The organism is Pseudomonas sp. F-14 TE3623, from assembly GCF_053629015.1.
In genome coordinates this window covers 6720823-6740922 of record NZ_JBRJHM010000001.1, presented here as the reverse complement: position 1 = coordinate 6740922, position 20100 = coordinate 6720823, and the positions used below count along the sequence as shown (strand labels likewise).

General features: G+C 60.2%; 22 protein-coding genes. 11 read left to right on the top strand and 11 right to left on the bottom strand.

What is annotated here, in order from left to right:
- The first annotated feature begins 106 nt into the window (after positions 1-106).
- The 4 genes from AB7M29_RS31205 to AB7M29_RS31190 are packed head-to-tail and all read left to right on the top strand — an operon-like array spanning position 107 to position 4093.
- Positions 107-1033: a DUF72 domain-containing protein gene (locus tag AB7M29_RS31205; RefSeq protein ID WP_454248676.1), complete on the top strand. Its 927-nt coding sequence runs from the start codon at positions 107-109 to the stop codon at positions 1031-1033.
- Positions 1030-1827: an endonuclease/exonuclease/phosphatase family protein gene (locus AB7M29_RS31200; protein ID WP_123720577.1), complete on the top strand. Its 798-nt coding sequence runs from the start codon at positions 1030-1032 to the stop codon at positions 1825-1827. The genes AB7M29_RS31205 and AB7M29_RS31200 overlap by 4 nt, the downstream gene beginning before the upstream one ends.
- The gene (gene clsB, locus AB7M29_RS31195) at positions 1824-3110 is read left to right on the top strand and encodes a cardiolipin synthase ClsB (RefSeq protein WP_217858206.1); all 1287 of its coding nucleotides are present in this window, start codon (positions 1824-1826) and stop codon (positions 3108-3110) included. The genes AB7M29_RS31200 and clsB overlap by 4 nt, the downstream gene beginning before the upstream one ends.
- A complete protein-coding gene (locus tag AB7M29_RS31190) occupies positions 3107-4093 on the top strand; it encodes a lysylphosphatidylglycerol synthase domain-containing protein (protein WP_217858207.1) in 987 nt (328 codons plus the stop codon). Before clsB ends, AB7M29_RS31190 begins: the two co-directional genes overlap by 4 nt.
- A 128-nt stretch (positions 4094-4221) precedes the next feature.
- Here AB7M29_RS31190 and AB7M29_RS31185 read toward each other — a convergent pair whose 3' ends face one another.
- The 3 genes from AB7M29_RS31185 to AB7M29_RS31175 all read right to left on the bottom strand — a co-directional run bounded on the left by AB7M29_RS31185 (position 4222) and on the right by AB7M29_RS31175 (position 7383).
- Positions 4222-4980 (bottom strand): alpha/beta hydrolase family protein, encoded by a 759-nt coding sequence (locus tag AB7M29_RS31185; RefSeq protein WP_052967059.1) that lies wholly within the window; start codon positions 4978-4980, stop codon positions 4222-4224.
- The gene (locus AB7M29_RS31180; RefSeq protein ID WP_217858208.1) at positions 4970-6079 is read right to left on the bottom strand and encodes a DUF3182 family protein; all 1110 of its coding nucleotides are present in this window, start codon (positions 6077-6079) and stop codon (positions 4970-4972) included. Before AB7M29_RS31180 ends, AB7M29_RS31185 begins: the two co-directional genes overlap by 11 nt.
- Positions 6080-6387: 308 nt before the next feature.
- Positions 6388-7383 carry a GlxA family transcriptional regulator gene (locus AB7M29_RS31175; protein WP_454248675.1) on the bottom strand — a complete coding sequence of 332 codons (996 nt, stop codon included), beginning with the start codon at positions 7381-7383 and terminating at the stop codon, positions 6388-6390.
- 102 nt (positions 7384-7485) lie between these two features.
- Here AB7M29_RS31175 and AB7M29_RS31170 point away from each other — a divergent pair, with 102 nt between their 5' ends.
- From AB7M29_RS31170 to AB7M29_RS31155, 4 genes are all read left to right on the top strand, one after another.
- The gene (locus AB7M29_RS31170) at positions 7486-8034 is read left to right on the top strand and encodes a cysteine hydrolase family protein (RefSeq protein WP_454248674.1); all 549 of its coding nucleotides are present in this window, start codon (positions 7486-7488) and stop codon (positions 8032-8034) included.
- A 299-nt stretch (positions 8035-8333) separates the two neighbouring features.
- Positions 8334-9281, top strand: a complete 948-nt coding sequence (locus AB7M29_RS31165; protein WP_217858081.1) for an IS110 family transposase — start codon at positions 8334-8336, stop codon at positions 9279-9281.
- A 261-nt stretch (positions 9282-9542) separates the two neighbouring features.
- Positions 9543-10427, top strand: a complete 885-nt coding sequence (locus tag AB7M29_RS31160) for a sugar nucleotide-binding protein (protein ID WP_217858202.1) — start codon at positions 9543-9545, stop codon at positions 10425-10427.
- A complete protein-coding gene (locus tag AB7M29_RS31155; RefSeq protein ID WP_454248673.1) occupies positions 10420-11349 on the top strand; it encodes an NAD-dependent epimerase/dehydratase family protein in 930 nt (309 codons plus the stop codon). Before AB7M29_RS31160 ends, AB7M29_RS31155 begins: the two co-directional genes overlap by 8 nt.
- A 74-nt stretch (positions 11350-11423) precedes the next feature.
- Here AB7M29_RS31155 and AB7M29_RS31150 read toward each other — a convergent pair whose 3' ends face one another.
- The 5 genes from AB7M29_RS31150 to AB7M29_RS31130 all read right to left on the bottom strand — a co-directional run bounded on the left by AB7M29_RS31150 (position 11424) and on the right by AB7M29_RS31130 (position 15605).
- Positions 11424-12122, bottom strand: a complete 699-nt coding sequence (locus AB7M29_RS31150; protein WP_217858200.1) for an OmpW/AlkL family protein — start codon at positions 12120-12122, stop codon at positions 11424-11426.
- 247 nt (positions 12123-12369) lie between these two features.
- Positions 12370-12888, bottom strand: a complete 519-nt coding sequence (locus AB7M29_RS31145; protein ID WP_217858227.1) for a DUF3299 domain-containing protein — start codon at positions 12886-12888, stop codon at positions 12370-12372.
- An 11-nt stretch (positions 12889-12899) separates the two neighbouring features.
- Positions 12900-14165: an ABC transporter permease gene (locus tag AB7M29_RS31140; RefSeq protein ID WP_052967068.1), complete on the bottom strand. Its 1266-nt coding sequence runs from the start codon at positions 14163-14165 to the stop codon at positions 12900-12902.
- A gap of 1 nt (position 14166) precedes the next feature.
- Positions 14167-14877, bottom strand: a complete 711-nt coding sequence (locus AB7M29_RS31135; RefSeq protein ID WP_052967069.1) for an ABC transporter ATP-binding protein — start codon at positions 14875-14877, stop codon at positions 14167-14169.
- A 134-nt stretch (positions 14878-15011) separates the two neighbouring features.
- The gene (locus tag AB7M29_RS31130) at positions 15012-15605 is read right to left on the bottom strand and encodes a DUF2796 domain-containing protein (protein ID WP_454248672.1); all 594 of its coding nucleotides are present in this window, start codon (positions 15603-15605) and stop codon (positions 15012-15014) included.
- A gap of 135 nt (positions 15606-15740) precedes the next feature.
- On the opposite strand from AB7M29_RS31130, the gene AB7M29_RS31125 reads away from it, so the two are divergent.
- The gene (locus AB7M29_RS31125) at positions 15741-16088 is read left to right on the top strand and encodes a hypothetical protein (RefSeq protein WP_454248671.1); all 348 of its coding nucleotides are present in this window, start codon (positions 15741-15743) and stop codon (positions 16086-16088) included.
- A gap of 119 nt (positions 16089-16207) precedes the next feature.
- Here AB7M29_RS31125 and trxA read toward each other — a convergent pair whose 3' ends face one another.
- The 3 genes from trxA to AB7M29_RS31110 form a co-directional block, all read right to left on the bottom strand.
- Entirely contained in the window at positions 16208-17080 is an 873-nt protein-coding gene (gene trxA, locus AB7M29_RS31120) for a thioredoxin (RefSeq protein ID WP_454248670.1), read from the bottom strand.
- Positions 17081-17256: 176 nt separating this feature from the next.
- Positions 17257-17913, bottom strand: coding sequence for a class I SAM-dependent methyltransferase (locus AB7M29_RS31115; protein ID WP_454248669.1), 657 nt, complete (start codon positions 17911-17913; stop codon positions 17257-17259).
- Positions 17910-18374 (bottom strand): YbaY family lipoprotein, encoded by a 465-nt coding sequence (locus AB7M29_RS31110; protein WP_123359061.1) that lies wholly within the window; start codon positions 18372-18374, stop codon positions 17910-17912. The genes AB7M29_RS31115 and AB7M29_RS31110 overlap by 4 nt, the downstream gene beginning before the upstream one ends.
- 117 nt (positions 18375-18491) lie before the next feature.
- On the opposite strand from AB7M29_RS31110, the gene nrdR reads away from it, so the two are divergent.
- Both nrdR and ribD read left to right on the top strand, forming a co-directional pair.
- Entirely contained in the window at positions 18492-18956 is a 465-nt protein-coding gene (gene nrdR / locus AB7M29_RS31105) for a transcriptional regulator NrdR (protein ID WP_007906838.1), read from the top strand.
- On the top strand, positions 18953-20086 hold the full coding sequence (ribD, locus tag AB7M29_RS31100; protein WP_454248668.1) for a bifunctional diaminohydroxyphosphoribosylaminopyrimidine deaminase/5-amino-6-(5-phosphoribosylamino)uracil reductase RibD: 1134 nt from the start codon (positions 18953-18955) through the stop codon (positions 20084-20086). The genes nrdR and ribD overlap by 4 nt, the downstream gene beginning before the upstream one ends.
- The last annotated feature ends 14 nt before the right edge of the window (positions 20087-20100 follow it).

Genomic DNA, 20100 nt, shown 5'->3' with positions numbered 1-20100 from the left:
GGTGTTTTTGAGTTTTACCGTCCGTAGCCCCGTCGAAACTTTCTCGCCCCCCCGGCAGTCATCAAAAGACAGAGGCTGTCCGAGGGCTACATAGACGGGAGGCGACATGGCGGCGATTCATATTGGTATTTCAGGCTGGCGCTACACGCCTTGGCGGGGGGAGTTCTACCCGAAGGGGCTGACCCAGAAGCGCGAATTGCAATTCGCTTCACGGGCAGTGAACAGCATCGAAATCAATGGATCGTTTTACGCCCTGCAACGGCCCGAGCGTTATGCCCAGTGGTACGACGAAACCCCGGCGGGCTTTGTGTTCAGCGTCAAGGCGCCGCGTTTCATCACCCATATCAAGCGCTTGCGAGACATTCATAAGCCGCTGGCGAATTTCTTTGCCTCCGGGGTGCTGGAACTCAAGGAAAAACTCGGCCCGATCCTCTGGCAGTTTCCACCCAACTTCAAATTCGACCCGGAATTGTTCGAAAGCTTTCTCGAACAATTACCCCACGACACGGAACAAGCCGCCGCCCTCGCCCGCCAGCATGAGCCGCGTTTGAACGGTCACGCCAGCATGAAGGCCTACGGCAAGAAACCGCTGCGCCATGCCGTGGAAATTCGCCACGAAAGCTTTGTCGATCCCGCCTTCGTCCGGCTGCTCAAACGCTACAACACCGCGCTGGTCATCGCTGATACCGCCGGCAAATGGCCGTATCGCGAAGACCTCACCAGCGATTTCGTCTATCTGCGCCTGCACGGTGCCGAAGAACTCTACGCCAGCGGTTACACCCCACAAGCGCTGAAACGCTGGGGCGACCGGATCGATGCCTGGTATCACGGACAGCAACCGGCAGATCCGCAATTGATCGCGCCCCGGCAAAAACCCAAGACACGCAGATCCCGGGAAGTGTTCTGCTATTTCGATAACGACATCAAAGTCCGGGCGCCCTTCGATGCCCGCCGCCTGCTTGAGCGTTTCCATCTCGACAAGGACCTTGCCACCGTCCCCGGTGAGCCAGTTGCCGAAGGAGTGCTGCCATGAGCGTTCCCGAACCGGTCGGCACAACGGATGAACAGCAACCCATCATCAGCGCCGTGAGCCGTTTCACCGTGCTGACGGTCAACACCCACAAGGGTTTCACCGCGCTCAACCGACGCTTCATCCTGCCCGAGTTGCGCGAAGCAGTACGCAGTGTGTCCGCCGATGTGGTGTTTTTGCAGGAAGTGCATGGCACTCACGAATATCACCCGCAGCGCTACCTCAATTGGCCGGCGATGCCTCAGTACGAATTCCTTGCCGATACCTTGTGGCCGCAGTTTGCCTATGGGCGCAACGCGGTCTATCCAGCGGGCGATCACGGCAATGCGCTGTTGTCGAAATTCCAGATCATTCGCCACGACAACCTCGACGTTTCCATCCACGGCCATGAGAACCGTGGAATCCTGCATTGCGTGTTACGGATGCCCGGCGATGGCCGGGAAGTGCATGCCATTTGCGTCCATCTGGGGCTTCGCGAAAGTCACCGCACGGCACAACTCAAGCTGCTGACCCAACGTTTGGAAGAGTTGCCGGAGGATGCCCCGGTGGTGATCGCCGGCGACTTCAATGATTGGCGCCTGCGCGCTGATGCGCTGCTCAAGCCCTGCGGCTTGCGTGAAGTCTTTGCCGAGCTGCATGGCAAACCGGCGCGTAGTTTCCCGGCGCGTTTGCCGGCGTTGCGCCTGGACCGCATCTACGTGCGCAACCTCAAGGCCAGCCATCCGCAAGTACTGGCGGCACGGCCCTGGTCACACCTTTCCGACCATGCACCGCTATCGGTGGAGATCGAGCTATGACCGGCCCATTGATGGAAAAAACCACGATCGAACACGTCTCCGCACCTCCGCCCGTGCGTGAGCCGGCGGTCGTTAATATCGAATACGGTTGGCACCGTAACAACCGGGTCCAATTGCTGGAGAACGGTGAGGAATACTTTCCACGGGTATTTGAAGTGCTGCGCCAGGCCCAGAGTGAAATCCTGCTGGAAACCTTCATTGTGTTCGAGGACAAGGTCGGTAATGAGCTGCAAAAAATCCTGATTGAAGCGGCTCAACGCGGCGTGCGCATCACCGTCAGCCTCGACGGTTTTGGTTGTGGCGAATTGAGTACGGAGTTCCTCGCGGCCCTGAGCAATGCAGGTGTGCGCCTGCAAATATTTGACCCCGCCCCGCGTCACTTTGGCATCCGCACCAACTGGTTCCGCCGCCTGCACCGCAAGATTGTGGTGGTCGACGGCACGATTGCGTTCCTCGGCGGAATCAACTTTTCCGCCGACCATTTGGCCGACTTCGGCCCTGAAGCCAAACAGGATTATTCGGTTGAAGTGCAAGGCCCGGCGGTGGCCGATATTCATCATTTCGCCTTGCTGCAAAGCGGTCGCCCGGCCCGGGCCAAATACTGGTGGCAACGCCGCAGACAGAGGCGCGCGGAACTGGCGGTCAGCGATCATGATGGTCAGGTACGGCTGGTGTATCGCGACAATGCCGAACACCAGGGCGATATCGAAGAGGTGTACTTGCGAGTACTGCGCGGCGCCCGGCATCGCGTGATCATCGCCAACGCCTACTTCTTTCCAGGCTATCGGCTGCTGCGGGAGATCCGCAACGCGGCGAGGCGAGGGGTCGAGGTGCGCCTGATTCTTCAGGGCCAGCCGGATTTGCGCGTGGCCAGGCTCGCCGCGCGCATGACCTACGATTATCTACTGCGGGCCGGGGTAGCGATTTACGAATATTGCGACCGTCCCCTGCATGGCAAAGTCGCCTTGGTCGACGAGGACTGGAGCACCGTCGGTTCAAGTAACCTCGACCCGCTGAGCCTGTCCCTGAACCTGGAGGCCAACGTGTTGATCCGCGACCGCGCCTTCAACCGTGACCTGTTCGAGCGTCTCGACGAATTGAGCAGCAACCACTGCAAGGTCATGTCGACGGACAAGGCGCCTCGCGGGCGGATCTGGCACATGACTATCGGTTTTCTGGTGTTTCACGTCCTGCGGCATTTCCCGGCCTGGGCCGGTTGGCTGCCGGCGCATAAACCGCGCCTGAAACCCTTCATCCATCCGACCGGGAGCGATAAGGCATGAGGCATTCTGAAGCGCAGCCTGCGCCTCACTCCGACACGCCGCGAAAATCCCACTGGCACCGCTGGAAAAAGCCGCTGACGATGCTGTTTTTTCTGGCGTTGATTGTGCTGTTCACGATGCTTGCCCAACGCATCGAGTGGGGCGAAGTGTTCGATACGTTGGCCGACTTTAAAGTGCGCACACTGATCATCGCGTCCGGGCTGACGCTGCTGAGTTTTCTGGTGTACGCCTGTTTCGACCTGATCGGTCGCACCTATATTCGACAGGACCTGACCTGGCGGCAGATCCTGCCAGTGGGCATCATCAGCTATGCCTTCAACCTTAACCTGAGCGCCTGGGTCGGCGGGGTCGCCATGCGTTATCGGTTGTATTCGCGGCTCGGCGTGAGCAAAAGCAACATCGCGAAAATCCTCGGGCTGAGCCTGGCGACCAATTGGTTCGGCTACATGGTGATTGCCGGCACAGTGTTCAGCAGCGGACTGGTGCGAATGCCCCCAGGCTGGAAATTGAGCAGCGGCGCCCTGCAAGGCGTGGGCGTGTTATTACTGCTGATAAGCGCGGGCTATCTGGCAGCCTGTCGATTTTCCAGGCGACGGCAATGGTCAATTCGCGGCGTGGAAATCAATCTGCCGTCGCTGCACATGGCGGTCCTGCAACTGGCCCTCGGCGCGCTCAACTGGTCGCTGATGGCGGCGGTAATCTTCACCCTGCTGCCGAGCAAGCTGGACTATCCGCTGGTGCTTGGCGTGTTGCTGATCAGCGCCTTTGCCGGAGTTATTACCCACATTCCGGCCGGGCTCGGCGTGCTGGAGGCGGTGTTCGTGGCGTTGCTGCAACACGAGGCCTCACGAGGAAGCCTGGTGGCGGGGTTGCTCGCTTATCGGGCGATCTATTTCCTCCTGCCGCTGCTGATTACCGTGGTGATGTACCTGGTGGTGGAAGCCAAGGCGAAGTCGTTGCGGATCCAGAAGAAACCTTCTTGAGAGATTGGTTGAAACGGATGCCGCTTTCGCGAGCAAGCCCGCTCCCACATTGATAGCGCTTAGACAGGCAGTGCGGATCAAATGTGGGAGCGGGCTTGCTCGCGAATGATCGCAAGAACACTGCAAATCTAACTCGACTGAATAATGCTCAACCGCTCGCCCACCACCATTTCCGTGATCCAGCCCACCAGAATGCTGGTATACGCCTGTTGTGAGACAGGCTCGCTCAAGGCGTGATCGGCACCGTCGATAATCCGGTGAGTCAGCGAGTGGGTCTGCTGACACGCCGCGCGGTAACTCATGATGGTCGCGTGGGGCACATAGGCGTCCGTCTCGGACTCCACCAGCAACACATCCCCGGTAAATTGCGAACAGGCATGCAGCGCGCGATTGCTGTCGGCGCTGACCCGCGTGCTGCGGTAATCGCGCAAATCGAGCTTGTCCAGCTCACGCTTGGGTGTGTGCCAAAAGTCGTCTCGATACAACGCCGGCACCCGCAACGCCAGCCAGCGCACCGGTCGCAACGACGTCAGGATCGAGGCCAGATAACCGCCATAACTGGTGCCGACCACGGCGATCGCCGACGTGTCGAGCGCCGGATGGGCGAGCAAGCGGTCGTAGGCCGCCAACAGGTCACGCAGATTGTCTTCGCGGGTTACCCGAGATAACGGAATACCGGTCCCGCCAGTATGGCCGCGCAAGTCGAATGTCAGGCACACGCAACCCAACCCGGCGATGCCTTTGGCGCGCTCCAGGTCGCGCTCCTGACTACCACCCCAGCCATGAACAAAAAGCACACCCGGGACTTTCGATTTGGGGCTGAGGAAGGTTCCGCTCATCTGTTCATCGTCGATGTCGATCTGAATGGTTTCGCTTCTAGCCGTCATAGGATTTGACCGTTACGTACTTGAGAAGAAAGTCACTGTGTTCCGCTGGCCCGCGGTAGACCTCAATGGCGTTGGCCGGCAGAGGTTGATCGGTATAGGTTTCGATCGACGACACGCGAATCGCGCGCAAGCCGGGGTTGTTGACGAAGCTCTGCAGTGCCGCGACTTCAGCACTGCTGGCACCGCCCAGGCGCCAGGATTGTTCGAGCACGCCACTGCGTTGTTTGCCATCGCAATCCAGCCCTTGGGCGATGTCGTAGTTGCGCCGCGAGGCGTAGAAACCGGGGTAGGCTTCATCGGCCGCGCTGTCGAATACCTGCGCTTGCTGGATCGCCAGCCTCGTGTCTTCCGGTAGTTCCAGCGCCAGCAGGTCCTCGTAATAACCCTGCACCACCAACAGATTGGACCCTCCATAAACCTGCTCGCCCTGACCGTCTTCGGTCAAGTATTGATCACCGCAATAACTCAGCACTTTGTCGCCGATAAAACTCTGACCGACACTATGGGTGACCACCTCGATCAAGTCTTGTTCCAGCACCACACCTTCGGTGAACAATGTTTTGGCATCGGGGCGAGCAAGGATGGCGTCGAACTGATCGAGGCTTTTGATTACTTCCTGACCGCGTCCGGCGCAGGCATGAATAGGTTTCATGCGGATCGGACCGCTGTAGAGCAGGTGCTCCGCCGCCGGGCGAGCATCCTCCAGGGAGAACACGCTGAGGCCATCGAGCACGACGCTGCGTACCCGTTCGGAAAACAACGACGACCAGCCTTCGGGCGCGAACGCATAGCGATTCAACAATCCATGGCTGATGGCTTTGGTGCAGATGAAATCGTGGTCGACGTAACCGCCCCATAAGTCCTCCGGCCCTTTGACGCCCAGCTGCCGGGCGGCAGCAACGCCCACCAGCGTTTGGGTCGGCAACAGATAAATATCCCGGCCGCGATGCAGCTGCGGGTCGTAACTGCCGCCGTATTCGAGCCCCACAACCTGCGCCAGCCAACGGGCCAACGCGCGATTGGTTTCGACTTCGTGAAGCGAGGCACTGGGTCGCACTGAATGGGCGAGTACCAGTTTGTTGCGATTTGTTGGGGTCATGCGTTCCCCTTCAATCTGCGTTTGATAAATGTAGCTCAAGGAGGTGCAGAGATCAGGCCAATGGCGGCTGGAGAAAAACAGTCTTTAAATCAGCCAATTGCGAAATGTGCGGTGGCACAAGGCCTGTTTTATTCTGCACGACACCTTTCAATGCTCCCGGCATTTTGCACGACTCAAACCTGCCACCTAACTCATGTGGGAGCGAGCCTGCTCGCGATGGCGGCCTGACATTCCATATTTGTGTTGAATGACACACCGCTATCGCGAGCAGGCTCGCTCCCACATTTTTAGATCTGTGGTGATGCTCGCTACCGAGCCACGGCCGCGGTCGCAGACACACCAAACCGCCCCCGGTAATCACTCGGCGCCAGCCCGGTAATCTTCTTGAACGTTGCCCGAAACGCACTCGGGTCCTGGTAACCCACGGTCCAGGCAATATGATCAATAGTGCCGTTGGTGAATTCGAGCATTTCCCGCGCTTTGCCGACACGCAGGTGCTGGCAGTACTCGGTGGGTTTCAACCCGGTTGCAGCACGAAAACGCCGCAGGAAAGTGCGTTCTTCCAGCCCCGCCCGCTCGGCCATTGCCGTCAACGAGACATCGGTCGCCCCAGTGCTTTGCAGCCAATGCTGGACCTTGAGAATCGACGCATCGCCATGGTTGAGAATCGGTGAAAAATTACTGCCGCACGCACTCGCGCTGTCGCTGTGTTCCACCACCAGAAACCGCGCCGTGCCAGTGGCAATGCTCGGCCCGAGCAAGCGGTTCACCAATCGCAATCCCAGCTCTGACCAGGCCATCAACCCGGCGGTGGTGATCAGGTCGCCATCGTCGACAATGGGCGTATCGGCCTTGAGCTTGATCGCCGGATAACGCTCGGCGAAAGCCTTGGCCGAGGTCCAGTGGGTAGTCGCGCTACGGCCATCGAGCAGGCCGCTTTCGGCCAACAGTATAGAACCCACGCAGACCCCGCCGAGGGTCGCACCGTTGGCATGTTGCTGACGAAGCCAGCGAATCAACCCTTGGGGCGCCTGCCCCTCGGAAAAACCTCCGATCGAGGGCGGGATCAACACGGCGACCAATGCGCCGGCCGGGCCGGGATGAGTGTCATAGACCCGCTCGGGCACTTGATCGCCATCGACCTGCCAGTGACTGACCCGCAGCAACGGCAGCTGCGCCGCCTGATGCTCGGCGGCGATCCGGTTGGCCACGCCGAACAGGTCCGTCAGCCCATGCACCGCCGCCATCTGCGCACCGGGATAGATCAGCACTCCCAGTTCGGCGACTGCCCTTTCTACACCCATTGTCAGTTTTCCCCCTTCTATTGTCGGTGCGGCCAATCCTCGAACGGAGGGCCAGCGCCAATACTTAATTCCACACCCAACACACACTTCGAGGAAACAGTCATGGCCAAGCAAGCACTCATCGTAGTCGATATCCAAAACGACTACTTCCCTCAGGGCAAGTGGCCGCTGGTGGGCGCCGACGCCGCAGCGGACAACGCCGCACGGTTGATTCAGGCATTTCGCGAGGCCGGCGATCAGGTGGTGCACATCCGCCACGAATTCACCTCCGACGCCGCACCGTTCTTCGCGCCGGGCTCCGACGGCGCGAAGCTGCACCCCAAAGTCCTCAACCGCGCTGACGAACCGGTGGTGCTCAAACATTTCGTCAACTCGTTCCGCGAGACCGAACTGGAAGCCATCCTCGACCAGCAAGGCATCGAGCACTTGGTGGTGGTCGGGAGCATGAGTCACATGTGCATCGACGGTATCGCCCGAGCCGCGGCCGACTTGGGTTACACCGTCACGGTGATTCACGACGCCTGCGCCACCCGAGACCTGGAATTCAACGGCATCACCGTCCCGGCCGACCACGTTCACGCCGCCTTCATGTCGGCCTTGGGTTTTGCTTATGCAAGTGTGGTGTCCACTGACGATTTTCTGGCTGATTAAGATGAGGAACCTGTGGGAGCGGGCTTGCTTGCAAAAGCGGTGTATCAGGCAACATCAATGTTGACTGTGCCGCCGCCTTCGCGAGCAAGCCCGCTTGTATGGTAGGACTTGAAGGGAGGAGGAGGGACAAAGCCCGATTCTGACTGTTGACGCAGTACAGATCCGTGGGAGATTTCGCCCCTCCTCCTTTCACCCAAGCGCCGATAAAGAATGCATCTGGCTAGGACCGACGATAGGAACAAGCCTGCGCCTCTGGGTGAGCCCTTCAAGTGCTCAAAACATATCCCGGAGGAAATCCAATGGCAATGCCGGTTTCTGTCACAAAGCCAATCGTAGGCGTGGATGTCGCCAAGAACGAACTGGTGATCTATCACGCCGAACTTGACCTGCTTGAAGAGATTCCCAACAACAAGGCTGCCATCAAGCAGTGGTTGAAAGCCTTGTCGGGGACAGTCGCGGTAGCCATTGAGTCGACCAATATCTATCACCTGGAGTTCGCCGATCTGGCCTATGAGGCTGGCTGCGTGATTTACATGGTGGGTGGCTATGAACTCAGCCATTACCGAAAAGGGGTGAATATCCGCGCCAAAACCGATGCGTTGGATGCCAGACTGCTCGCCCGCTATCTGAAGAACGAAGGTGATGATCTTCATCCTTGGACCCCGCCATCACCGCTGTACCGCCAGCTCTTGAGCCTTTTTCGTCGTCGCGCAGCCTTGGTTCAGGCGCGGGTCGGCCTGGTGCAAAGTTGGGCGAATGAACCGCTGCTGAAATCTGCTTTCGCCGCGCAAGTGAAAGCCATGCAGCAGCTTGAAACGCTGGTCGAAAAGACGATTAATGATCATCTGAAAGAAGCCGGTTTGCTCGGTCAGTTGAAGCGTTGCCTGAAAGTTGAAGGCATTGGATTTCTGACCGGAGCCCGCTTGCTCACGGCGTTTCAGCGGGGCGACTTCAGAAACGCAGATGCCTTTATTGCCTTTCTGGGAATGGATTTGCGGGTGGCGAAGTCAGGGCAAAAAGACGGGCGCCGGAGCTTGACCAAGCGAGGTGACCCGGAAGCTCGCCGGCTTCTGCACAATGCAGCTATGTCGGCCAGCCGTACGCCAGCCTGGAAAGGCTTTTATGAAGAGCAAAGAGCTCGAGGTTTCAGCACCACTCAGGCGCTGGTGATACTGGCTCGCAAGCTTGCTCGGATCGTATTCGCTCTACTGAAAGGACAGAGCGAATATCAACCCAAAGCTGGTTGAGGGCTTCCCTTCAACCATAGAATCTCCCACAGTTGAACAGTGTCGGTCACAAAATGTGAGTACACAGGAGATCCAATGTGGGAGCGGGCTTGCTCGCGAAGGGGCCAGCAGGGTCAACCCAATCCGACGGAACTACACTTTACGGATGACGGTTGCGCACTAAACCCGCAAAATGCAACGATTCCGGCAACTATTGACGAAATCGCCTGCGGGCGCTGTCGATAAAGCCATCGTTCCAATCAGACTGGGCCTGCTGACTCTATGCGAATGCGCCTTATGTTACTGGGCGGCGGAAATGCCCTTGGGCAGGCGCTGATTCGCCTCGGTGCGGAGGAAGACATCGGTTTCCTCGCCCCCCGCCCACCGCAAGACGGCTGGGACGCCGCGAGCCTGACGCAACTGCTCGACGATACCCGTCCGGATGCGTTGATCAATCTCGCCTACTATTTTGACTGGTTCCAGGCGGAGACCGTCAGCGAACAGCGTCTGGCCGGGCAGGAGCGAGCCGTCGAACGGCTGGCCGAGCTGTGCCAGCATCACAACATTGTGCTGCTGCAACCGTCGAGTTATCGCGTGTTCGATGGCTCCCGGGCGACCGCCTACAGCGAAAAAGACGAACCGGTACCGCTGGGCCTGCGCGGCCAGGCCTTGTGGCGAATCGAGCAAAGCGTGCGCGCCACTTGTCCGCAGCACGTACTGCTGCGTTTCGGCTGGCTGCTCGATGACAGCCCCGACGGCACCCTCGGGCGATTCCTGAGCCGGGCCGAGAAAGCTGAAGAACTGTTGATGGCCGATGATCGTCGCGGTAATCCGACGCCGGTGGACGATGCCGCCCGGGTGATCATTTCGGTGCTCAAGCAACTCGATTGCTCCGCGCCGCTGTGGGGCACTTACCACTACGCCGGGCATGAGGCGACCACGCCGCTGGCACTGGGGCAGGCGATTCTCACCGAAGCACGCGCCCTGCATCCGCTGGCCATTGAGGCACCGACCGCCCAGGCTCACGCCGCACGGCCCGACGCCGCTGAAGAGCCGCAACACGCGGTGCTGGCCTGCAAGAAAATTCTGCACACTTTCGGGATCAAGCCCCGCGCCTGGCGCGCGGCACTCCCGGGCTTACTGGATAGGTTTTATCGCCATGGCTGACGGCCCTGTTTTAATCACCGGCGGCGCCGGTTTCATCGGTTCGCACCTGACCGACGCCTTGCTCGCCAAGGGTCACTCGGTGCGCATTCTCGATGACCTCTCCACCGGCAAACGCAGCAACCTGCCGCTGGACAATCCCCTCATCGAACTGATCGTGGGCGACGTCGCCGATGCCGCACTGGTGGCGCAGGCGATGGTTGGCTGCAGCGCTGTGGCGCACCTGGCTGCGGTGGCCTCGGTGCAGGCTTCGGTGGATGACCCGGTGAAGACCCATCAGAGCAATTTCATCGGCTCGCTGAATGTCTGTGAAGCCATGCGTCAGACCGGCGTCAAACGAGTGCTGTACGCGTCCAGCGCAGCGGTCTATGGCAACAATGGCGAAGGCGAGTCGATCGACGAAGACACGCCCAAGGCACCGTTAACGCCATACGCGGCAGACAAGTTGGCGAGCGAGCATTACTTCGATTTCTATCGTCGCCAGCATGGTCTGGAACCGGTGGTTTTCCGCTTCTTCAACATCTTCGGCCCGCGCCAGGATCCGTCCTCGCCGTATTCCGGGGTGATCAGTATTTTCAGCGAGCGCGCGCAGAAAGGCTTGCCGATCACCGTGTTCGGCGATGGCGAGCAGACTCGGGATTTTGTCTATGTCGAGGACCTGGTGGACGTGTTGGTGCAAGCCATCGAGAAGCCACAGGTCGAAGTCGGCGCGGTGAATGTCGGCTGGAATCAGGCGACGACCCTCAAGCAAATGCTTGCAGCCCTTGAAGCGGTGGTCGGCAAGCTGCCGCCCGTGAGCTACGGCCCGGCGCGCTCCGGTGACATCCGCCATTCACGCGCGAATAATCGGCGTTTACTGGAGCGGTTTACCTACCCGGAGCAAACACCGATGAGCGTCGGCCTGGCGCGGTTGCTGGGACGATAGATCGTTCCCATGCGGAGCGTGGGAACGATCAATGAAAAAGGCGCCTGTCGAGGCGCCTTTTTTTTGCAGCGGGTTTAGAACTTGTAACCCAAACCCACCATGTAAATGAACGGGTCCACATCAACGTCGACCTTGGCCCGGGTGCCCGGTGCGACGGCGTTGTTTTCCACGGTCGCGGTGGTGTCGATGTCGATGTAGCGGACCTGGGCGTTGATCATTACGTTGTCGGTCAGCATGTAGTCGGCACCGACCTGCCAGGCCAGACCCCAGGAGTTATCCGCCTTGAAGTTGCTGAAGCCATTGGCGGCGGCTTCGCTGCCGACGTGCTCGTCGTAGATCCAGGTGTAATTGATACCGCCGCCGATGTACGGCTGGAACGCGGACTTGGCGTCCAGCGGGTAGTAGACCAGGCTCAGGGTTGGCGGCAGGTGTTTCAGGGTGCCGAGTTTGCCGTTGGCGGCGCCGAGGGCGGTGCCTTTGAGCTTCACGTCATGCTCGAACGGCGAGGCCGCGAGCAATTCGATCCCCAGGTTGTTGGTGATCATGTAGGCGAAGTTCAAGCCCAGTTGCGTGTCGCTGCTCATGGTGGCCTTGCCACCCAGATCGGCGCCCTTCAACGGGCCTTGATCGACCTTGACGCTGGAGCTGTCGGCTTCCGGGTTAACGGTGATCGCACCGGCCCGAACGATGATGTCACCGGCGGTGTGAGCATGGGCGAGCGGGGCTGCGAGCGCGAGGGCGAACAGCGAAGCGCAGAGCAAGGACTTGTGCATGGGAGCTCCAAAGGACGTTAAAAATGTTCGATGTCCAATGGTAGGGATCCAACTGATACGGTCTTTTGACTCAGCTCAATGAAACAGTGATGGCCCTGTTTTTTGCGCAGCCTTCGAAGGCCCCTTCGCGAGCAAGCCCGCTCCCACAGGGATCTTCTGTGAATGCAATATTTGTGAACAACAGAGAACACTGTGGGAGCGGGCTTGCCCGCGATGGCGATTGAACAGACAACACAGAACTGCCGGATCATTCCGGCAATTCATACACATAAATCTTGTCCGCCTCCATCTGATACCCGGCATCCGCCAACTCGCTGGTGGACGCTTTCACCTGTAATGCACCTTCGATCCAGTACGGCTGATACAGCTCATCAAGCTTCACGCCGACTTCGCTTTTGACATGCACGATCTGGTTCGACGGAGGCGGCGGTACGTGGATGCAGGCGCCGAAATACGGCACCAGCAGAAACTCCGTGGTGCGGCCTTCTTCACTGACTTCCAGCGGCACGATGTACCCCGGTAAACGAATATTCTGGCCGTCGAGGCTCTTCACCACCGGCGCGTTCGGCATGTCCTGCTTGGCCGCTGGAGCCGATTCTGCGGATAACGCATCGCTCATCTTCGACAGGTCATGCAGCGGCGTCATGTTCGGCACTTCTGGCGCAGCATCCGGCGGGATCATTTCCGACCAGGTCAGGTCCTTCGGCTCGGCCGCCCACAACGGAAGGGCAACCAGCATCAATAGCGCAAGCACAGCGCGGGGCATCATTAATGTCCTCATAGTCGGATCGACAGGCCATCGGCCAAGGATTGGCGATACGCGCGCCAGGCCGGCACGCTGCCCATCAGCAGCGCGGCGATCAGGATGCCACCGAGCAGCGTCCATTCATATTCGCTCGGCCAGGCCAGTGGCAAGTACAAGCCGTAATTCGCCTGCACGTAACCCTGAGCTGCGGCAATGCACACATACAGCAACGCCACACCGGCAATCACTCCGGACAACGCCAGGGCAAAGGCTTCCAGCACCAGCAAGGTCGCGATGTGCCACGGCCGAGCGCCGACCGAGCGCAGAATCGCCATCTCGCGGCGCCGTTCATTGAGGCTGGTGAGGATCGCCGTGAGCATGCCGATCAACCCGGTCAGCACCACGAACAGAGAGACGACGAACAAGGCTTTTTCCGCCGTGCTCATCAAACTCCACAGCTCTTGCAATGCCACGCCCGGCAGGATCGCCAGCATCGGCTCGCCACGGAATTCATTGATCTCCCGTTGCAGCGCAAACGTCGAAATCTTGCTGTTGAGGCCGAGCATGAACGCAGTGATCGCTTGTGGCGTCAGGTCCATGTTGCGCGCCTGATCGGCACTGATCCGACCATTACCGCGCGCCGGCACGCCGTTGTGCCAGTCGACGTGAATCGCCTCCATGCCGCCGAGACTGATGTGCAGCGTGCGGTCCACCGGGGTGCCGGTGCGTTTGAGAATGCCGACCACGGTGAACGGTTTGTCGTCGTGTTTGACCAGGCTGATCACCGCCACGCCATGGGCCAGCACCAGTTTGTCGCCGAGCTTGTAATGCAGTGCATCGGCCACTTCGGCGCCGAGCACCACTTCGAACGGATCGCTGGCGAAGGCGCGACCGTCGGCCAGTTCGAGGTGCTGTTGATGGCCGTACTGGTAATGCTCGAAGTACGCCTCGGTGGTGCCCATCACCCGGTATCCGCGATGAGAATCGCCGAGGGACATCGGGATCGCCCACTTCACTTTCGGGTTGTTGGCGAAATGTTCAAAGCTGTCCCAGCGGATGTTGTTGGTGGCGTTGCCGATGCGGAACACCGAATACAACAGCAGGTTCACCGAACCGGAACGCGCGCCAACGATCAGGTCGGTGCCGCTGATGGTGCTGGCGAAACTGGCCTTGGCTTCGGTGCGCACCCGCTCCACGGCCAGCAACAGGCAGACCGACAGGGCGATGGCGAATGCGGTGAGGATCGCGGTGAAGCGACGGTTAGCCAGGCTGGCCATGGCTAGACGAAACAAATACATCTCAGACCTCGGACGGGGTGGCGGCGCGATTGAGATCGGCCAGCGACAGGTGGCGATCGAACAGCGGCGCGAGACTCTGGTCATGGCTGACAAACAACAGGCTCGACCCGGCTTCGCGGCATTCGGCGAACAGCAGGCGAATGAAGTTCTCGCGGGCGTCGTAGTCCAGCGCCGAGGTCGGTTCGTCGGCGATCACCAGTTCCGGCTGACCGATCAACGCACGCGCGGCGGCGACCCGTTGCTGCTGGCCGATGGAAAGCGAATCGGCGCGGCGGCTGAGCAGGCTTTGATCGGTCAAACCCAGGTGGGCGAGCAGGGTGGCTGCCGCCTGATCGACACTGCCGTGACGCTGTTTCGCCCGTTCGGCCCGCAGCTTGGAGAAGTGACAGGGCAGCTCAACGTTCTCACGCACCGAGAGAAATGGCAGCAAGTTGAACTGCTGGAAGATGTAGCCGGTGTGATCGACGCGGAAGTGGTCGCGCGCGCCGGCAGAAAGCTCGGTCAGTTCCTGGCCGAGCAGGCGAATGCTGCCGTGATCAGGCTTTTGCACGCCACCGAGCAGGCCCAGCAGGGTGGTCTTGCCGCTGCCGCTGGGGCCTTTGAGGAACAGGGTTTCACCCGGCATGAGGCGAAACGCCGGGATGTCCAGCAGCGGCGGATGACCGGGCCAACTGAAGCCCAGGTCGGACAGTTCGATGAGTGCTTGGGTCATGTGAAACCGGTCAGGTTGGTGGTGAACCCTGTGGGAGCGGGCTTGCTCGCGAAAGCGGTATTTCAGTCACATCATTGCTATATGTGCTGCCGTCTTCGCGAGCAAGCCTGCTCCCACATTGGATTGGTGTCGGATCAGAATTTCAGGGCGGCAGCCTTGGCCGTCACTTCAACCCCTTGCTGCCCGCTCGGGCTGATCAGTTGTACCTGAATTTTCTGGGTGGCCGGGAATGTGTTGAAGATATTCGCCAAATCCAGGGTCTTCAGCGCGCCCGGGGCCGAGCAGCTGAATTGGTAATGGGCATGGATCTCGCTGTGATCTTGGTGATGTTCGTGACCGTCCTTGGCGTCTTCTTCGTCATGGTCATCGGCATCCGGCTTGTCACCGAACAGCGGGCTTTCCAGTTCCTGAGTCGCGACCACGCAACCGGCGGCTTTCGGCAGGTTGAACAGCACCAACGGTTTTTCCAGCTGCGCGCGGACGGCGGCGACTTTGGCCTTGTCGGCGTCGGTGGTGGCGGCGTGTTCGAAACCCACCAGGTTCATCGCCGGGCTTTCCAGTTCAAGCTCCAGAGTCTGGCCATCCAGCGCCGCGTTCAGGCGACCGACGCCATGTTCGTGGGCGCTGAGGCTGCCATGTTCATCATGATCGTGATCATGCTCGACCGCCGCATGGGCGACAGCCAGCGGCAACAAGGCAAACGGCAAAGCGAGCAGCAGACGGCGCATGGCGGGTCTCCGAAAAGTAAAATGAAAAATTTGTTATGTAATCTTATAACGAAATCGCCGAGAGTTTGACCGTCTGCTTGGCGTTGCGCAAGACCCATGGGAGCATGCGAGTCAGGTATGTGCAGGAGCAGACTTATGTTGCGAATACGCGGAAGCATCGGCGACTGGCCGGTGGGTTTGACCCTGGAACTGGATGAGGGCGACTGGGCACAGCTCGGTGCGCAGTTGCAGGCAGCAAAACCCGAGGCGAGTGTTGCGCCCGCCAAACCGGTGAATCAGGACGATGCGCTGTGGCAGATCGCCCAAGAGTTGCTGCGCAAGGCCGGGCAATTGAGCGGGCCGGATTTGCTGGAGCAACTGGAAGGGCTGACCGGCAGCGCTGCGGCGGGCAAACGCTTGTTGGTGCGCTTGCGCCACTGCGCAAACGTCAAAGTGGTGAGCGGCGGGGATACGCCGCTGTACCACTGGATCGAACCAGCGTAGGAATCGGGTTCACACGGCTGGATCGAGTAAGCCACAAAAAAGATCGCAGCCTTCGCCAGCTCCTACACGGGATTTGTATTCCCCCTGTAGGAGCTGGCGAAGGCTGCGATCTTTTGATTTTAATAAAGCGCAGCAAACAACTTGCGACGGTACGTGGTCACCAGCGGGTGATCGTTGCCCAGCAGGTCGAACACCTGCAGCAAGGTCTTGTGCGGCAAGCCTTCGCTGTAGCTGCGATTGCGGATGAACAGTTTCAGCAAGGCATCCAGCGCAGCGTCGTATTGTTGGCGGGCCAGTTGCTGGATCGCCAGTTGATAGACCGCCTCATCGTCCTGCGGATTTTTCGCCAGACGCGCTTTCAGGTCTGCCGCATCCGGCAAATCCCTGGCCTGACCGAGAAACTGGATCTGCGCCTTGGCGCCGGCCAGCGCAGCCTTGTGCTCATCAGTCTTGACCGCGTCGAGTACGATTTGCGCTTCACCCAGTTCGCCGCGCTCAGTGAGGCAGCGGGCATATAGAATCAGCGCCTTGGCGTTGGTGTTGTCTTCCGCCAGCAGCACTTTGAGCGTGGCTTCAGCGTCGGCGTAACGGCCTTCATCAAACAGCGCCTGAGCCTGTTCGAACGGGTCGGCCGCAGCGGGCGGCGGCATTTGCACGTGGGGTTCGAGCATCGTGCGCACAGCCGATTCCGGTTGTGCACCGGCAAAACCGTCCACTGGCTGACCGTCCTTGAACAGCACCACAGTCGGCAGGCTGCGAATGCCGAAGCGCGCAACAATGTCCTGCTCGATGTCGCAATTGACCTTGGCCAGCAGCAACTCGCCCTGATAGCTCTCGGCGATGGTTTGCAGCATCGGCATCAAGGCCTTGCACGGCGCACACCATTCGGCCCAGAAATCCACCAGCACCGGTTTGTGAAAAGAGTTCTCGATCACCGACTGGTCGAAATCGGCAGTCGTGGCGTCGAAAATGTACGGCGTTTCCTGACTCATGGGGGATCTCGTAAAAGCGTGAATGTGGTCACTATAAGGCTTGGCGGGGGGCTGCTGAAAGTCGTAACGTTGATCGTTCCCACGCTCTGCGTGGGAATGCCTCAATGGACGCTCTGCGTCCGCTTTGGGACGCGGAGCGTCCCGGGCTGCATTCCCCACGCGGAGCGTGGGAACGATCATGTCCGGGTGGAATGGTAAAGGCTCACATACCGAAACTCTTCAGGTTCGGCCAGATCCGGCAAGGTCATCGCTTCCAGCATTTCAATGCGCCGATACAACGGATGGCGAAAATCCCTCACGCGCGAATCCGCCACCAATGCTTCCCAGCCACGGCTGAGAAACTCGTCGAGCAACGGCAGGTTTGCCCGGTCGTACAACACATCGGCCACCAGAATAAGATCAAACCGATCAGCCTCGGCGAAAAAGTCCGTCGAGTAGCTGAGTTGCACGCCATTGAGTTCGGCATTCGCCCGACACGCGGCAATCGCCAGCGGGTCCAGGTCACAGGCCACCACTTCCAGTGCCCCGGCTTTCACCGCCGCAATCCCGGCCACCCCGGAGCCGGAGCCGAAATCCAGCACCCGTTTACCTTCGACCCATTGCGGGTGCTCGGCGAGATAACGAGCCACGGCCAGCCCACTGGCCCAGCAGAAACTCCAATACGGCGGCTCGTGGAGAATCCGCCGGGTTTCTTCCGGGCTGAAGGCACGGTCCATGTTGTCGCCGTCGATCAGCCAGAGTTTCAGCTCGGTGCCGGGTAACTCACAGGCTACAAGCTGTGCATCGCCGAGCAGTTCACTTAACGCCTGTTGCAGGTCGAGCGGTGCAATCATGGCGCTTTGACGAACTGCAGCTGACCCAATGCCTGGGTGGTTGGCTGTGTGATCATTTGCGCCGGCAGATGCAGAATCAACTGCCCGGACTGGCTGGCGCGGCCGCGAAGCTCGACGCGGGCGCCGGCCGGAAAGGATTCAGGGTTGAAACGCAGGCGAAACGGCAACACTTGATTGGTACCGATCAGGTTGGAACTGGCGAGCAATAGTTGCGGACGATCCTTTTCGTCGATCACCAGCAACGCCAGTTCGACTTCGGCACCGGCCGGCACGCCCTGCAGGGTGCCGCTCAATTCACGTTGATATGCCGGCAGGGGGCCGAGCTCGGCCGACGCCTTGGCTTTCTTCTGCGCCTGTTGCGGTGCAGGGCCGGGCGTTGGCGGCTGGGGCTTGGGCGCATCGCTGCCACAGGCCACCAACAGGCTGAAAAGACTGAGCAAAATGAGTGGTCGTAAAGACATTGGCGGCTCCAGCAAGCGAAATCCATATACAGCCAGTCTGTATACCGCAAACCCTATGGCTTGTCTTGCCACGGGGATGCGCTACCATGGCCCTCCCATTTTTTGTTGCCTGCCACCATGCACTGTCCCTTCTGCGGTGCCAACGACACCAAGGTCATCGACTCGCGTCTGGTCGCCGAGGGCGAACAGGTGCGCCGCCGGCGTGAATGCCTGGCCTGCGGCGAACGTTTCACGACGTTCGAAACCGCTGAACTGGTGTTGCCGCGCCTGATCAAAACCGACGGCAGTCGCCAGCCGTTCGACGAAGAAAAACTCCGTGCCGGTATGCAGCGGGCGCTGGAGAAGCGCCCGGTGAGTGTCGAGCGCCTCGAATCGTCGCTGGTGCACATCAAACACAAGCTGCGCGCCACCGGCGAGCGCGAGGTCAAATCCCTCGTGGTTGGCGAACTGGTGATGGCCGAGCTGAAGAAGCTTGATGAAGTCGCCTATATTCGCTTCGCTTCGGTGTACCGACGCTTCCAGGACCTCAACGAGTTCCGCGAAGAGATCGATCGCCTCGCCCGTGAGCCGGTGAAAGAATGACCACACCTCCCGAACAAGCCATCCTCGACGCGCATTACATGGCCCGGGCCCTGGAGCTGGCGCGCAAAGGTCATTACACGACGCATCCCAACCCTCGTGTTGGCTGCGTGGTGGTGCGTGACGGGCAGATTGTCGGCGAAGGCTGGCATGTGCGCACCGGCGAGCCCCATGCCGAAGTCCACGCCCTGCGCGCCGCTGGCGACAAGGCGCGGGGCGCCACGGCTTACGTGACCCTCGAACCTTGCAGCCACCACGGCCGCACGCCGCCTTGCGCCGATGCGCTGGTGAATGCCGGTGTGGCACGCGTCGTTGCGGCGATGCAGGACCCGAACCCGGAAGTCGCCGGTCGCGGTCTGCAACGTCTGGCCCAGGCCGGTATCGCCACTGAAAGCGGTGTGCTGGAAGGCGAGGCGCGCAAACTCAATCAAGGCTTCCTCAAACGCATGGAACACGGCTTGCCGTTCGTGCGGGTCAAGTTGGCGATGAGCCTGGACGGTCGCACGGCGATGGAAAGCGGCGAGAGCCAGTGGATCACCGGGCCGGCGGCGCGTTCGGCGGTACAGCGTTTGCGCGCCGAGGCCAGCGTGGTGCTGACCGGTGCCGACACGGTACTGGCGGACAATGCGCGCTTGACCGTACGTGCCGACGAGTTGGGTCTGGACGCTGAACAAACCGCGTTGGCCATGAGCCGTCCGCCGCTTCGCGTGCTGATCGACGGTCGCCTGCGGGTGCCGCTGAATGCACCGTTCTTCAAGGCGGGGCCGGCACTGGTCGCCACGTGTGTCGCGGTGGAAGAACAGTACGCCAACGGCCCGGAATGCCTGATCGTGCCGGGCGACGATGGCCAGGTCGATCTGCATCAGTTGCTGGTCGAACTCGCCAACCGTGGCGTCAATGACGTGCTGGTCGAGGCCGGCCCGCGATTGGCTGGCGCCTTTGCCCAGCTGGGGCTGGTGGACGAATTCCAGATCTTCATCGCCGGCAAGTTTCTCGGCTCCTCGGCCCGTCCCTTACTGGACTGGCCACTGGCGCAGATGAAAGACGCGCCTGAGCTCAAAATCACCGAAATCCGTGCGGTTGGCGATGACTGGCGAGTCACTGCCATCCCTGCGCCATCGGCGAGCGTATAATTCCCGGCCATTGC